1 protein-coding gene is annotated in these 431 nt (G+C 55.5%); it reads left to right on the top strand.

What is annotated here, in order from left to right; genetic code table 11:
• Positions 1-431, top strand: a 431-nt coding sequence (locus tag C1I95_RS34540; protein ID WP_438941372.1) for an OprD family porin, incomplete at both ends; no start/stop codon positions are given.

Here is a 431-nt window from a genome sequence, read left to right as displayed (position 1 = left end):
ATCGCCGGTAGCCCGTTAACCACCAGCTACCAGTTCTACGGTACCCGCGATAAAGTTGACGATCGCAGCGTCAACGACCTTTATGACGGCACCGCCTGGCTGCAGGCGTTGACCTTTGGTTACCGGGCGGCTGACGTAGTGGATTTGCGCCTCGAAGGCACCTGGGTTAAGGCTGACGGTCAGCAGGGATACTTCCTGCAACGTATGACTCCAACCTACGCTTCCTCAAACGGTCGCCTGGATATCTGGTGGGACAACCGTTCTGACTTCAACGCCAACGGCGAAAAAGCAGTCTTCTTCGGTGCGATGTATGACCTGAAAAACTGGAATCTTCCAGGCTTCGCCATCGGCGCTTCCTACGTTTACGCATGGGATGCTAAACCTGCGACCTGGCAGAGCAATCCGGATGCGTACTACGACAAAAACCGGAC

Source organism: Micromonospora craterilacus (assembly GCF_003236315.1).
Classification (GTDB): Bacteria; Actinomycetota; Actinomycetes; order Mycobacteriales; family Micromonosporaceae; genus Micromonospora; species Micromonospora craterilacus.
This window is presented reverse-complemented; position numbering and strand designations above follow the sequence as displayed.